This window comes from Synechococcus sp. H55.8 (assembly GCF_047462375.1).
GTDB lineage: Bacteria > Cyanobacteriota > Cyanobacteriia > Thermostichales > Thermostichaceae > Thermostichus.
In genome coordinates this window covers 13,764-27,700 of the sequence record NZ_JANSJC010000021.1, presented here as the reverse complement: position 1 = coordinate 27,700, position 13,937 = coordinate 13,764, and the positions used below count along the sequence as shown (strand labels likewise).

10 protein-coding genes are annotated in these 13,937 nt (G+C 58.5%); 6 read left to right on the top strand and 4 right to left on the bottom strand.

The window, feature by feature from the left end:
• Window positions 1–33: 33 nt before the first annotated feature.
• The 3 genes from NW862_RS09615 (at window position 34) to NW862_RS09605 (ending at window position 3,394) form a co-directional block, all read left to right on the top strand.
• Window positions 34–2,142 (top strand): TIGR00300 family protein, encoded by a 2,109-nt coding sequence (locus tag NW862_RS09615; RefSeq protein WP_414333779.1) that lies wholly within the window; start codon window positions 34–36, stop codon window positions 2,140–2,142.
• A gap of 85 nt (window positions 2,143–2,227) precedes the next feature.
• Window positions 2,228–2,581, top strand: coding sequence for a hypothetical protein (locus NW862_RS09610; RefSeq protein WP_414333781.1), 354 nt, complete (start codon window positions 2,228–2,230; stop codon window positions 2,579–2,581).
• A 30-nt stretch (window positions 2,582–2,611) separates the two neighbouring features.
• Entirely contained in the window at window positions 2,612–3,394 is a 783-nt protein-coding gene (locus tag NW862_RS09605; protein WP_414333782.1) for an S-adenosyl-l-methionine hydroxide adenosyltransferase family protein, read from the top strand.
• Between the two features lie 41 nt (window positions 3,395–3,435).
• Here the strand turns inward: NW862_RS09605 and NW862_RS09600 are convergent, their stop codons facing one another.
• Window positions 3,436–3,882: an Hsp20/alpha crystallin family protein gene (locus NW862_RS09600; protein WP_414333784.1), complete on the bottom strand. Its 447-nt coding sequence runs from the start codon at window positions 3,880–3,882 to the stop codon at window positions 3,436–3,438.
• Window positions 3,883–4,183: 301 nt separating this feature from the next.
• Between NW862_RS09600 and NW862_RS09595 the strand changes: the two genes are divergently transcribed.
• Window positions 4,184–4,450 (top strand): 2Fe-2S iron-sulfur cluster-binding protein, encoded by a 267-nt coding sequence (locus NW862_RS09595; protein WP_414333785.1) that lies wholly within the window; start codon window positions 4,184–4,186, stop codon window positions 4,448–4,450.
• A 203-nt stretch (window positions 4,451–4,653) separates the two neighbouring features.
• The gene (locus NW862_RS09590) at window positions 4,654–8,778 is read left to right on the top strand and encodes a hypothetical protein (protein ID WP_414347468.1); all 4,125 of its coding nucleotides are present in this window, start codon (window positions 4,654–4,656) and stop codon (window positions 8,776–8,778) included.
• 13 nt (window positions 8,779–8,791) lie between these two features.
• On the opposite strand, the gene NW862_RS09585 is transcribed toward NW862_RS09590, so the two are convergent.
• From NW862_RS09585 to ffh, 3 genes are read right to left on the bottom strand one after another with little or no spacing between them, the layout of a single operon-like run.
• Complete coding sequence (locus NW862_RS09585; protein ID WP_414333788.1) at window positions 8,792–9,853, bottom strand: histidinol-phosphate transaminase; 1,062 nt, start codon at window positions 9,851–9,853, stop codon at window positions 8,792–8,794.
• 48 nt (window positions 9,854–9,901) lie between these two features.
• Entirely contained in the window at window positions 9,902–10,360 is a 459-nt protein-coding gene (locus tag NW862_RS09580) for a tRNA (cytidine(34)-2'-O)-methyltransferase (RefSeq protein ID WP_414333789.1), read from the bottom strand.
• Between the two features lie 8 nt (window positions 10,361–10,368).
• Entirely contained in the window at window positions 10,369–11,826 is a 1,458-nt protein-coding gene (ffh, locus tag NW862_RS09575) for a signal recognition particle protein (protein WP_414333791.1), read from the bottom strand.
• 158 nt (window positions 11,827–11,984) lie between these two features.
• Between ffh and NW862_RS09570 the strand changes: the two genes are divergently transcribed.
• Window positions 11,985–13,445 carry a carotenoid oxygenase family protein gene (locus NW862_RS09570; protein WP_414333793.1) on the top strand — a complete coding sequence of 487 codons (1,461 nt, stop codon included), beginning with the start codon at window positions 11,985–11,987 and terminating at the stop codon, window positions 13,443–13,445.
• The last annotated feature ends 492 nt before the right edge of the window (window positions 13,446–13,937 follow it).

Sequence of the window (13,937 nt, the reverse complement as noted above, 5' to 3'; positions counted from 1 at the left end):
GGATGCCCTGCTGCGGATTGCGGTCTGAGGTTTATGTCTGGTGCAATTCAGTATCTGATGTGCCCACCCGACCATTACGAGGTGGACTACGTGATCAATCCCTGGATGGTGGGAAATGTCCACCGCTCTTCGCGAGAACGGGCGCTGCAGCAGTGGCAGGCTCTCTATCGGCATCTCTCGCAGCGGGCGGAGGTGAAACTGATCCAGCCGGTGCCAGGATGGCCGGATATGGTCTTTACGGCGAATGCTGGGCTCATCCTCGGATCCACGGTGGTGCTGAGCCGTTTTTATCACCCGGAGCGGCAGGGGGAACAGCCCTATTTCAAGGCCTGGTTTGAGGAACAGGGCTACACCGTCCATGAGCTGCCGCCGGCCCTGGCTTTTGAGGGGGCGGGAGATGCTCTGCTGGATCGGGCAGGGCGCTGGCTGTGGGCGGGCTATGGCTTTCGCTCCATGCTGGAGTCCCATCCTTACCTGGCCAAGTGGCTGGGGATCGAGGTGTTGTCTTTGCGGCTGGTGGACGAGCGGTTTTACCATCTGGACACCTGCTTTTGCCCTCTCTCCGAGGGCTATTTGCTCTACTACCCGCCGGCCTTCGATGCCTATTCCAACCGCCTGATCGAGATGCGGGTGCCCCCCGAAAAGCGGATCCCGGTTCAGGAAGCGGATGCCGTTCACTTTGCCTGCAACGCCGTGGATGTGAACGGCACGATCCTGGTGAACCGGGTCAGCCCAGAGCTGGAAGCCACCCTACAGGAGCGGGGCTTTACGGTGGTGCAGACGGAGCTGACGGAGTTCCTCAAGGCTGGCGGGGCGGCCAAGTGTCTGACGCTGCGCCTGGACGAGACGGTGGCTCCGCAAAGCGAGCCGGTAGCCACGGTGCTCAGCCGGACGGTGACCCTGGAGGGACACTTGGTGGACAGCGACCTGCTCACCCGCGCCGTCGATTGCATTGTGGACAATGGCGGCAGCTTCCAGATCCTCAAGTTTCAGCTTGGGGAAAAGCGGCAGAGCACTTCCAGAGTAGAGCTGGCCGTTTCGGCTCCCACCGAGGAGGCGCTGGATACCATTCTCAGCGCCTTGATCGAGCGGGGGGGGCGCCTGTCGGACGAGACCTTGCAGGATGCCCGCCTGGAACGGGTGGAGAAGGCGGGGGTGGCTCCCGACGATTTTTATGTCACCACCATCTACCCGACACAGGTGCGGGTGGCCGGCCAGTGGATCCCGGTGCAGCGGCAGCGCATGGATGGGGTGATCGTGGTCAAGGGCTCCACAGCCTATTGCACCCTGATTCGCGATCTGCAGGTGGGGGATGCGGTGGTCTGCGGGGTGGAAGGGATCCGCACCGTGCGCCAGGCCAGCAAAGAGCGCTCTTCCCAGGAGTTTACCTTTATGGGATCGGGGGTCTCCAGCGAGCGGCGGGTGGAGCTTCTGGTGGAGCAGATCGCCTGGGAGCTGCGGCAGATCAAAGAGCGGGGCGGCAAAACGGTGGTGGTGGCAGGGCCGGTGGTCATTCACACCGGCGGCGGCTCCCATTTGGCTACCCTCATCCGCGAGGGCTATGTACAGGCCCTGTTGGGGGGCAATGCCATTGCCGTTCACGACCTGGAGCAAAATCTCTACGGCACCTCGCTGGGGGTGGATCTGTCGCGGGGCACCCCGGTCAAGGGCGGCCATAAGCATCACCTCAAAACCATTAACCTCATCCGCAAGTACGGCAGCATTCGGGCCGCCGTGGAAGCGGGCGTGATTACCGGCGGGGTGTTCTACGAGTGCATTCGCGCCCAGGTGCCTTTCTCGCTGGCCGGATCCATCCGCGACGATGGGCCGCTGCCGGATACGGAGATGGATCTGATCAAGGCCCAAGAGGATTACGCACGGCTGCTACAGGGGGCCGACATGGTGCTGATGCTCTCCAGCATGTTGCACTCGATCGGGGCCGGGAACATGACGCCTGCCGGGGTCAAGTTGATCTGTGTGGACATCAACCCGGCGGTGGTGACCAAGCTGGCGGATCGGGGATCCCTGGAGTCGGTGGGGATCGTCACCGATGTTGGCCTGTTCTTGAGCCTGCTGGTGCAGCAGTTGGCCCGTCTGGGACAGGTGTACAAGCGACCAGAACCCGCCCTTGCCGCCCGCTAGCCACCCCATCCCCAATGGCTGCTACCCTGTAGGTGTCTTTGCCGAAGTTTCAATTGGCCTTGGTTAATTTCAATGAGGAGACCCTATGCCGCTGCCTCCGGATGCTGGAGCTTGGTGGTGGGTATTGTTGGCCTCTGTAGCGGCTTGTATTCCTCTATTCTTTCCGGGGTTTTGGCTGACCAACTTTTATTCCAACCTGTTCAAAGCCTGGTTTGGACACGCCTTTGCCGAGGGGTTGGGACTGGGGGGCCTGTTTCTCACGATAGTGCTGAGTGTTCTCTATCCTCTGGGATTCTTTTGGGGATACTTGGCGATGTTGCCGCTGCGTTCTTTGGGATCCTGGGTGTGGGGAGTGGGGATCCTGGTGGCCGGCCTGTGGACGCTGTTGGTGTTTGCTCTGTTGTACTTTGACGCTCTGGATCAGGCGCGTCGATTGTAGGAAGAGGTCAGCGCTCGAGATCTTTAAAGTATGCCTTTCGTTAGCCTGCTGACGGATTTTGGCCTGCAGGATCCCTATGTGGGCATCCTGAAAGGGGTGATCTGGGGGATCGCTCCCCAAGCCCAACTGATCGACCTCAGCCACGGGATCCCGCCCCAGGATGTGGCGGCAGCCCGCTTTGCCCTGATGACCGCCTATCCCCATTTGCCTTCTGGAACCATTCACCTGGCGGTGGTGGATCCGGGGGTGGGGAGCCATCGCCGGGCGGTGGCCATCCAAACCCAAGAGGGCTATTTGGTCGGCCCCGACAACGGCCTCTTCAGCGGCGTTTTGGAGCAATCTCCACCTCTGGCTGCTGTGGAACTCAACCGGCCCCGCTATTGGCGCACCCTTTCCCCCAGCCGCACCTTTCACGGGCGGGATATTTTTGCCCCCGTGGCCGCCCACCTGGCCAACGGGATCCCGCTTCTGGAGCTGGGAGATCCCTTCGATGTGGCGGAGCTAACTCCCTGGAATTGGCCCCAGCCTCAGGAGGAGCCCAACGGCTGGCGCGGCCTCATCCAAGCCATCGACCACTTCGGCAACGGCATCACCAACCTGCCCGGCCACTGGGTGGAAGGTCGAAGCTGGAGCGCCTGGATCAAAGGGATCCCTGTCCGCTCCGCGGCCACCTTCGCCGAGGGAAGGCAAGGGGAGCTGCTGGCCCTGGTGGGCAGCTCCGGCTGGGTGGAGATCGTGCAAAATGGGGGCAACGCCAGCCGCAGCCTCGATTTCAAAGTAGGGGATGAGGTGCGCCTGCAGTGGAATGGCTAGCTCCCTCACCCCCGACCCCTCTCCCAGAGGGAGAGGGGAGACTAGGCAGGTTGGCTTTCCACCGTCACCGCTTCCGAGGGGGTTGAAGTGCCCACTTGAACTTTGACCACCCGCGCGGCATCGGCCTTGGGCAGGGTGAGGGTGAGAATGCCGTCGCGGTAGGTAGCCGAGACTTTTTCCGGCTGAATAGTTTTGCTCAGTTTGAGGGTGCGTTGAAAAGGTTGCGCTTCTACCTCTTGATAGAGCAATTCGGCACCTTCAGGGCCATGAACCTGGAGCTCGCCGCTGATGGAAAGCTGCTGGGCTGTGGCCTCAATGTGGAAACGCTCTCGATCGGCGCCGGGCGCCCACAACTGGACGGTGTAGGCCTCGCCGCTCTCCCAAACCTGCAGCGGTGTAGGGAAGACTGGGCGAGGTCGCTCTCTCGAGCTCTGCTGCCTTGGTTGCAGCCGCACGTCGAGCACCGGTGCAAAGTAAACCAATGCCATAGCCCCTCCTTGCGTAACAGGGTAAATAGATAGACAACCCAACAGGAACAGCGCTTCGGATCCCGCCGCTCGACGAACCCCCCACCTGGAAAAGCCGCCATCCAATGGGATCCAAAGCCAATCCTGCTCCAATCATCCAAGAAAGCCATTTGAACGAGGGCGGGCAAACCGATCTGCGAGAGACAGGATCCCCTCACCTCATGGAAAAGCGGCATGAGAAGCAACGGAACCATCCATTGTCCATGTAAAACATCTTGGTCAAAACAGATGAGGTAGAGGTGAGTCAAAAAAGAGGACCGTCATGGATCCTGCTCCCATCCCCATCCGATTTCAGTGCGGCTTTTGCACGCCCGGGGTGATCCTGACTGCCCGCTGGCTTTGGGAGCAAGGGATCCCTGCTGGCTCCGCAACGCTGACACCCAAGGAGGCAGAATTGTGGGATCAATTGCGGGGCAACCTTTGCCGCTGCACGGGCTATCAAGCGATTTTGGAGAGCATTCAAGGGATCCAATCCAGCATTTGCTTAAGCGTTGCGGAGCAATATGGCACCTCAGCCCGTTCGCGCTAGCGGCGCGGAGCGCCAACCTAGCTCCTAGTTCAATCAGAATTGCAAATAGTTTCACAAAAACTTAAATCAAGATAACCTGATTGATTCATAGATTTTTATGGGCGATAAGCGGAGCGCAAAAAAATTAAGACTTTTGGCATACGGATCATTCCCAATGCTTGACCGGCACTAGGATAGTTATCAGGTATACCTGGCGAGATCCCATGTACGTCTACTGCACAAGAGAAGTTCTGGAAGAGGGCGCTCAATATGATCTGAAGGTATTGATAGAACGGCTGGAGCAGGGGGATCGCACGCTTTTGAGCCAGTTGTTCGACGTTCGTTATCCTTACTGGAAGCGCAACCTGCGCGACAACATTCGCTTGGTGGGCGAGCTGCGCCATCTGGGAGAGGAGTCGGTTTTGGTCTTGTTTGGCCTCTGGCCAAGAGGTAGCCATGAGTACCAGGAATTTTTAGATCGGCGGGAGGCTCGCGACTATCAAGAGCGGGTGAGAAACTGGGCTCCTGACGGCCAGTTGCAGGATTGGCTGGCAGAAAGGCGGTGTAAAAAATTACAAGAGGAAAATGGACAAAACCGGCTTCCTCCTTTGCCCGATGAGCTGTATGAATGGACACAGTTTTTGAATGCTCCCAATCGGCAGGAGCGGCTGGTCTTGGAAAGTGGGGAATGGGTGTGGCAAGTGCAAGCCCTTTCTCCAGAGCAGCGGCGCCAGGTTTATCGGGCGGTGGCCGAGTTTGTTGCCAATGAGACAGGCGAGATCTACCGCCAGCTCCCCAGCTTTTATCCAGGGGCAGAGGTCAAATGCTGGCAAGAGGGATCCCTGCATCTGGTCCTCAGCCTGGTGCGGCTGTGCGAGCAGCAAGGGGTCTTCTTTCCATTTCTCGTCGGGGTTTACGACCATAGCCCAGAGCAAAAAGAACGGTTTGAGCTGGGAGGTCGAACCTGCCTCTTTGGGATGGGGGCCAAGCAGCCGGATATTCTCCAGCACCCACAACCGTTGGAGGTATGGAAGCGGTACGCCCGTCGCGCCTACCCGGACTACATCGTGGCGGATGAGACCCTTTGGCTGGAAATGCAGGAGAGCACAGAGGGAAACCTGGCTTTGTCCATGGAGGAGGAAGAAATCCTGCAAAGCACATCTATGCCCCTGCTGATCAACGGGCGAGCCGGCAGCGGCAAGTCTTTGATGTTGTACTATCGCTTTGCCGACTATTGTAGCCACTACCTCAAAACTTCAAGGCAGGGAACTTCTCCCTACCACCCTCTCTTTTTGACCTATAGCGCCAGTTTGGTGCAGCAAGCTCGCGACAGGGTGAGCACAATTTTGCGCATTAGCCATCGCTATCGTGAGGAGGGCTATAGCTTTTCAGCCGAAGAAATTCGGCAGTGTCGAGCTTTTTTTAGGACTTTTCAGGATTACCTGTTGGGCTGTCTTCCCCCTGAGCGACAGGAACGCTACCAGCCGGATCAGTATATCAATTTTTATCGATTTCAGAACTGGTATCGCTGTCGCCATGATGTGGATCTAGAGTTGGCTTGGCACACCATTCGCACCCTGATCAAAGGCTATGAGGTAAGCGATTACTTGGATCCCGATGGCTATCGGGAAGTGCCCGAGGCCGACCGCAGTGTGGATGAAAGATCCTTTGAGCAGATTTACAAAGGGATTTGGCCAAGCTATCGGGAACGCATCACTCGCGAGGGCTACTGGGATGATCAAGACTTAGCTAGAGATGTGTTGCAAAATGGCACGCTTAACCCAATCCATCCGGTCATCTTTTGCGATGAGGTTCAGGACTTTACCCAACTTGAGCTGAATATTATTTTCTGTTTATCCCCTTGGGGGAAATACAAGTTAGATTGGGCCGTTGAGCGCCTGCCCTACGCCTTTGCCGGGGATCCCTTACAAACCATTAACCCAACAGGATTTCGTTGGGCTGCCCTGAAAAAATATCTCTACGAGCATATCCGCGCCTACCTATTGCCAACCCATCCCTTTAAGATCGAGGATCCCCAAGAGCTGAAAAATAACTATCGTAGCAACCCCCAAATTACTCGTTTTAGCAATGTGGTCAATCTATGGCGGCGGGTCCTCAGCGGCAATCGAGAAATCTATCCCCAGCAGCCCTGGCGTTCTCAAGAGCAAGGTATACCAGTTCAACAATTTGTGCTGGATGGCCAGGAAAAAAATTTAATTGAAAGTGAATTGAGAAATATGCTTAGCGACCTCACAGGAACAGTTTGTGTCTTACCCTGTTCTACAGGGGATGAGCTAAACTATGTGAGGCGGGATCCCGAACTTCAAAAAGTCTATGCCGAGGAGTTAGAGCAGAATCTCAAACCACCTCTTCTACAAACTGTTACAGCCGTCAAGGGAATGGAGTTCAAAAAAGTTATTCTCTACAAATTTGGAGACTACTACCGGCAGAAATTCGATCAAAACCTTAAACATTACACCCGGAGAGGCAGAGGAGAACTGGGCTTACAGTACTTTCTCAACCAATTGTATGTTGGTATTACCCGCCCCACTCAGGCTTTGGCTATTGTGGACACTTCTGCTGGTTGGCGGGAATTCTGGAACCCGAGCTTAGAACTTAACTTTTGGCTCGATCATCCTTCTCTGGAAGAGGATTGGTCAAAATGGAACACTGATCCGCCACTGCTGGGCTGCCCCGTCAAAGCCATGAATATCCAATACTGGACAAATACCAGCCTGAAAGATTTGCTGGAGTCGGCTCTTGAGCTACTTGGGCGCGGCGTAGAAGAAGGTAACCTTTCGCTGCTTGAGGATGTTCAAACTCTGGTGCAGAAAGCAGATAACCCGCAATTAGAGCAAGAATGTCGGGCTTGGATCTTCAAGCTCCGGAAGGAATATCTTTCAGCAGGACAACAGTTCCTGAGCTTGGAGAAGTCGGCTCTGCCCGGTAAAAATCTCAAACGAGAAGCCTGGGAGTGCTTCTGGAGAGCAAGGGCTTGGTCGGAGCTGCAGCAGCACACTGCCACCCACTTTGCCGGGTGCCCTGGGATCCCAGACTACAGTCCTCTGGTGGATTGGATGGTGGTGACTCAAAAAACCTCTGCCAAGCCTGTGGAGCGCTTCCGACAACTGGTGCGGGTGCGAGATTGGCTGAGCACTGAAGTCATCCCCAAGAACAACGACTCCGTCCCGCTTACGCGAACAGATCCCACTTGGAAAGCCTGTGTGGAGAAGTTTTTGGCGGAACTCCAAGAAGTCCTGGACAATTTGCAAACGTTTTGTCCTGAGGTGGAGGCCCGCAGCCGGTTTTTGCAAGAGACGCTCGCGGCTTTGGGGGGAAACTTGGCCTTTCTCGGCCAGCGGCAGCCGTCTGCGGATCGGTATTACCGGATTTGGGGCACCTGTCATTTTCAGCAAGGGCAATTTAAAGAGGCAGTTGCCATTTGGGATCAAGGTGGCCAAACGGAGCATTCCCGCTACTACCGGGCCAAGATCCAACTGGAACCTTTTCCCGGCAAGGTGAGGTGGCTATCCAAAGACCGGCAGGACGCAGCAGTGGTGAGCAAATGGCAGGAGGCGGGACGTCCCCTCGCGGGCGAGTGGGAGGAGTACATCGACGATGTCATCCTCAGCCTGGAACGCTTGAAAGAGTGGCCGCTGCTGCTGCGAGTCCTGATCCGGCGCCGTCAGTGGGAGAAGCTCTGGAAAGCGGTACAGGCCCACCCGCAGGCGTGGCAGCGGGGACACGATTACGAGCTGGTGGCCTGTATGGCTCGAGATCTCCAGACCAACTGGGAAGAGCTGAGGCGGAAATCCCCTGGGCTGCGAGATTTTCTTCAGGAAGTGGTAAGCAGTGTGCGCGGGGAGCACGCTTGGTGGCTGCAGCCGCTGGAGGTGGGCCTGGCCTACGAGCGACTGGGCCGCTACCGAGACGCGCTCAGGTTTTATGAGCGCTTCACCGAAGGCAGAATCGGTAGAATCCCAAGATGGCAACGCTCTCAGATTCGGCAGCGCTGGCTTCTGGTTCACAAGAAGTATCGAGATTCTCTGCAGGCGGAGGGGCGACCGACCGATCTTTTGGCGGAGGAGTTTAGCCGCGCTCAAGAGCGCTGGCGTGAGCAACTGCCCCAGGCAGAGCCTGAGCTGGAGGAACGGGATCCCTGGGCCTATGACTTTCTTGAGTACCCCAGCCCTGTTCAAAGTTGGCTGCTGCAGCAGGCTCAAACCGACGCCCAGAGACGACTCAGAGCGGAAATTGCCCAAGCGCTGGAGCAACTGGACGAACGACAATTGCAGCAGGTGCAAAGCTGGATCCAGCGCTTCTTGTCCATAGATCCACCCCGGCTCTAGAGGCAGGTTAGAGCTATGGCAAGAGCTGCCGCAGGCGCTCCAGGGCGCGTCGGTTTTCTGCGGGGGTGCCCACCGTCAGGCGCAGCCCGCCGCCGGTACAGCGCACGCAAGTTCCCAGCTCTTGCCAGGCCCGTTGTAAATCTTGGGGATCCCATCCTGCCACCCGGAAGTAGAGAAAATTGGCCTGGCTAGGCCACACCCGCACTCCCGGCAGCTCCTGCAGGGCTTGGTAGAGGGCTTCCCGCTCCTGACGGATAAGGGGTAGGTCGGCCAAAAACTCCTCGGCATGTTCCAGGGCGATCTGAACGGCCCACTGGGAGATGGCCGAGAGATTGTAGGGCAGGCGGATGGCATCCAGCACCCGGACGAGCTGCGGGTGGCCGATGGCATAGCCCACCCGGTGGGCCGCCAGGCGAAAGGCTTTGGAGAAGGTGCGCAAGATAACCCAGTTGGGGTGCTCCGCCAGCTTGGGCAGGGCCGTGTGTTGGCTGAACTCGAAATAGGCCTCATCGAGGATCACCAAAATCTCGGCGGGCAACCCTTCCACCCAGGCCCACTCGGCAGTGCTCAGGCCGTTGCCGGTGGGCGAATTGGGATCCACCAAACACACCACCCGCACCCGCTGCTCCACTACGGCCTGTTGACACCGCTCCAGATCCAGGGCAAAGGTCTCGGCATGGCGCGGCACCCGCACCACCGGGATCCCCAGGCTCTGGGCCAGGATGGCGTACATGGAGAAGGTGGGCTCGGCAACCAAAATGCCGCCCCGCCCGCCCACACAGGTGGCGATGAGCAGCGAACGGATCAGTTCATCTGACCCATTGCCCAGGCTGATTTGGTCAGGATCGGCCCCGGCATAGGCGGCAATGGCCTGCTTGAGGCCCCGGTGCTGGGCATCGGGGTAGCGGTTGCTCGGGATCCCTTTTTCCCAGAGCAGCGAGAGCTTTTGCTTGAACCCTTCCGGCCAATCGAGGGGAAACTCATTGGCGTCCAGCTTGTCGGCAGCCGGGGTGGGCACGGCGTCGTAGGGCTTGAGATGAAGCAAATCGGGACGCAGATACTGCAAAGCACACATCTTCCTGACGGAGAGAAGCTCTGATCATAACAGGATCGGCCCGACCCCTCATGCCTTTGTCAGGGATCCCTGTTGACGTAATGCCTCAAAAAGGGCAATGGCCACGGCATTGCTGAGGTTGAGGCTGCGCACCGGCCCCCGCAGCGGGATGCGCACGCTGGGATAGGTTTCCAAGAACACGGGATCCAACCCCCGGCTTTCGCTGCCGAACACCAGCCAATCTCCCGGCTGATAGGACACCTCGGTGTAGAGGGCCTGGCCGCGCACGCTAAAGCACCAGAAACGAGCCTCAGGATGGGCCTGCAGCAAAGCCGACCAGGAGGGGTAGCGATAGAGCTGGACGTGCTGCCAGTAGTCCAGCCCCGCCCGCTTGAGATAGCGATCCGAGAGGCGAAACCCCAAAGGATCTACCAGATGGAGAGGGGTATCGGTGGCTGCACAGGTGCGGGCGATGTTTCCCGTGTTGGCCGGGATCTCTGGGGCAACCAAAACAACGTGGAAGGGCATGTCTTATTTTACTTGCCCCCAAAGCCGCGGTTACTGCCCCCTTTTTTGCCTCCACCTTTGCCCGGTTTGCGGCTGGGCTGTGGCCGGGCAGGAGGGGCTGTCGAACGTCCGCGCCAACTGGGATCCCCGCCGGGAAGAGGGGTGCGCCCGCCCCCCCACCCGGGAAAACCACCGCCCATGCCCATGTTGCGCATCATGTCGCGCATGCGCTGGAAATCGCTCACCAGTCGGCTGACATCCTCCAGCTTATGGCCAGATCCACGGGCCACCCGTCGTTTGCGGCTGACACTGCGGGCCAACAGGTCGGGATTGCGGCGCTCTTCGGGCGTCATGGAGTTGATCATGGCCTCGGCGCGGGCCAGTTGGTCTTGCCCCTTTTGCAATTGTTCCTCGCTGATTTTGCCCATCCCCGGCATCAGCCGCAACAGCCCCGCCAGGGATCCCATGCGTTTGATCAGGCGCATCTGCTTGAGGAAATCGGTGAAATCAAACTGGGCGGTCATCATCTTCTCCGCCATGCTGGCGGCATCGCCCAGGTCGATCTCTTCTTGGGCTTTTTCCACCAAGCTGAGGATATCCCCCATACCCAAAATGCGCGAGGCCATGCGATCTGGGTAAAAGGGATCCAGCGCTTCCACTTTTTCGCCGACACCGACGAACTTGATCGGCTGGCCGGAAACTTGGCGAATGGAGAGGGCCGCCCCGCCACGAGTATCCCCATCCAGCTTGGTGAGGATGGCGCCGGTGATGCCCAGGCGCTCATGGAAGGCTTGGGTAAGGCTGGCCGCCTCTTGGCCGATCATGGCGTCCACCACCAGCAAGATCTCGTGCGGCTGCACCGCCGCCTTAATCCGCTCCAGCTCGGCCATCATCTCCAGGTCGATCTGCAGACGACCGGCAGTATCTAAAATTACATAGTCGTAGCCCTGTTCCCGCGCGGCTGCTACCCCCTGCCGGGCGATCTCCACGGGATCCGTCTTGCCCAGATCGAAAACGGGGATCTGAATTTGCTGGCCCAGAGTTTTGAGCTGGTCGATAGCCGCCGGACGGTAGATATCCCCGGCCACCAGGAGGGACTTTTTGCCCTGCTTGCGCAAATACAAAGCCAGCTTGGCGCAGGTGGTGGTTTTGCCGGATCCCTGCAGGCCGGCCATGAGCACAATGGTGGGGGGCTGCTCCGCTTGGGCGATGGGCACGTTGGCCTCTCCCATCACCTTGACCAGCTCGTCATGGACGATCTTGATGAACTGCTGATCCGGCGTCACCCCCAGGATCACCTCGGAGCCCAGGGCAGCTTCCCGCACATCCTCGATAAACTGCTTCACCACCTGCAGATTGACATCCGCATCCAGAAGGGCGCGCCGCACCTCCCGCAGAGCTTCCTGAATGTTGGTTTCGGTGATTTTGTCCTGGCCGCGCAGCTTTCTCCAGGCCAATTCCAACTTCTCGGAGAGGGCATCAAACATGGGTGCTGTTTATCCTGTCAGGCGCTTCTGGGGCATTTCCTACCATAGTCCAGTTGGGGCAACTTCAGCTTGGGGATCCCAAGCGAGGCTGACCCAGAAAAACTGGTAACTTTACAAAAGTTTAAGCAACAATAGAAGGCGTTGCTTGCCGATCTCCCATGGTCAGTATCGCTTCTCTCTCCTACAGCAGCACCGACTGGCAGTTGGGCTATCGCTCTTTGCGCCAGGAGTACGACTATTGGATTACGGAGATCGAGGGGCGGATCCCGGAGCGGCTGCGGGGAACCCTATTTCGCAATGGCCCCGGCAAGCTGGAGGCGGGATCCCAGCGCTACGGCCATCCTTTTGACGGCGACGGCATGATCTGTGCCATCACCTTTGTGGCGGGGAAGGTTCATTTTCGCAACCGGTTTGTGCGCACCCCTGAGTTTGAGGCAGAGGAGAAGGCGGGCCGGGTGCTCTACCGCGGCGTGTTTGGCACCCAGAAGCCGGGAGGCTGGTGGGCCAATTTTTTGGATCTGAAATGGAAGAACCCCGCCAACACCAACGTCCTCTGCCTGGGCGACAAGCTGCTGGCGCTGTGGGAGGCCAGCGCCCCCTACCGCCTGAACCCGGCCACCTTGGCCACGGAGGGGATCGAAACATTTGCCGGCGGGATCTCCGCCAGCCAGCCTTTTACCGCCCATCCCCGGCGGGATCCCCACACGGGAGATCTCATCGCCTTCGGGGTGCGAGCTGCCCTCAACTCCACCTTGTTGCTGTACCGTCTGGATGCGCGCGGGCGCTTGCTGGAACAGCGGGACTACCGCCTGCCGGGCTTTGCCTTCCTGCACGATTTTGTCTGGACACCCCGCTACCGCATCTTTTTCCAAAATCCGGTGGTCTTCAACCCCCTGCCGTTTGTGTTGGGCTGGCAGCCGGCGGGCACCTGTCTGACCTTGAAGCCCGGAGAACCGACCCGCATCTGGCTCTTTCCCCAAGAGGGCGAGCCCCTGCAACTGGAAACAGAGCCGGGGTTTGTGTTCCATTTTGTCAACGGCTACGAAGTCGGGGAGCAGGTGGTGGTGGATGCCGTCCTCTATGAGAACTATCCTGCCCTGGAGCCAGATGCCGACTACCTGCAGATCGACTTTGCCCAGGTGCCAGCCGGCAAGCTGTGGCGGTTTGAGCTGGATCCCAAGGCGGGCAGTGTGAGGCGGGAACTGCTGCTGGATCGCTCGGTGGAGTTTCCGGCCATCCACCCAGCTCAAATGGGGGGATCCCACCGCTACATCTACATTGGAGCCACCCATGCGCCTGGCCCCAATGCTCCCCTACAGGCCATTCTCAAGTTGGATACCGCCACAGGCCGCACGCAGCAGTACAGCTTTGCCCCGCGCGGCTTTGTGGGAGAGCCGGTGTTCATCCCGGATCCGGAGAACCCAGCAGAAGAGGCGGGGTGGATCGTGACGGTGGTTTTTGATGCGGCCAGCCAGCGCTCTCAGGTGGTGATCCTGGATGCCTCAGACCTGGCTGCCGGCCCGGTGGCGCGGATCCCGTTGCGGCACCACATTCCCTATGGCCTACATGGCAGTTTTACTCCCCAGGTGTGGGTAGATGCCGATCCGAACAAAGGATAGGGGAGCGATCTGGGGATGGTTAAATCGATTTCTCTGGCTAAGTAGGGCACTGGGCGAGGCCAGGCAAGAGCTCTGCTCAGCAGATAGAGTTATGGCAAACAGCCATGGAACAGCTTGCTGGTTGAGCTCTAGCTCCCCTCTCCCACAAGGGGAGAGGGGGCGAAGCGTCTTAATTTTGCTTGCAACGACTATATTGCTTTTCCTTTTCCTGGAGCAGTTGCTATTATCTTCAGCTACGCTGGTGACAACAACAGCCGTTCTTTTGGCCGACAGACGCCTCCGACGCGAGGGAATGTGGGTTGGCCGACTGAGACGAACCAGGAAAAGCGTTGTTAGGCTGGGTGGTGTGTTGGGCAGGTCTTGGGTCGAGGGCAGAAGTAGGGCCTGTTTTTGCAACAGCAAATGTCTTGCGCTGCCAGACGAGCATCACTGCCCCTTCTTGAGCACTTGAGTTAACCTTCTGGATCGATTGCAACGGAACCGTCACAATGT